The sequence below is a fragment of the Mesorhizobium sp. M00.F.Ca.ET.216.01.1.1 genome, from assembly GCF_004010325.2.
GTDB lineage: Bacteria > Pseudomonadota > Alphaproteobacteria > Rhizobiales > Rhizobiaceae > Mesorhizobium.
On record NZ_SADR02000340.1, the window covers coordinates 1 to 328 of the forward strand.

The 328-nt window shown below is 58.5% G+C and carries 1 protein-coding gene; it reads left to right on the forward strand.

Annotated elements, in window-relative coordinates; genetic code table 11:
* Positions 1-205: EscU/YscU/HrcU family type III secretion system export apparatus switch protein (locus EN859_RS36380; RefSeq protein WP_189502540.1), on the forward strand; the 205-nt coding region annotated here is incomplete at its 5' end.
* Positions 206-328 lie beyond the last annotated feature (123 nt).

The window sequence follows — 328 nt, forward strand, 5'->3', positions numbered from 1 at the left end:
CAAGGGCCAGGATCTGGTGGCGCTCAAGATCCGCGAGATCGCAACCGAACACAACATTCCGATCTTCGAGGACGTCGCGCTCGCCCGCTCCATGTACAAGCAAGTTTCGGTTGATAGCATGATCCCGTCGCAATTCTACCAGGCCGTGGCCGAGCTGGTGCGGATCGTCTACTCGAAAAAGGCCGAGCGCAGAGTAACCTCATGAACGGAAGCTGCTTCTATCCATGAACCGGCAACCACACGCCAATTCACGCGAGCTCATCGTCGCCAAGGCCATCGAAGGCGTGGTGGGCGAACTCAGGCTGATCGAGGTCGCCGACTACATCGC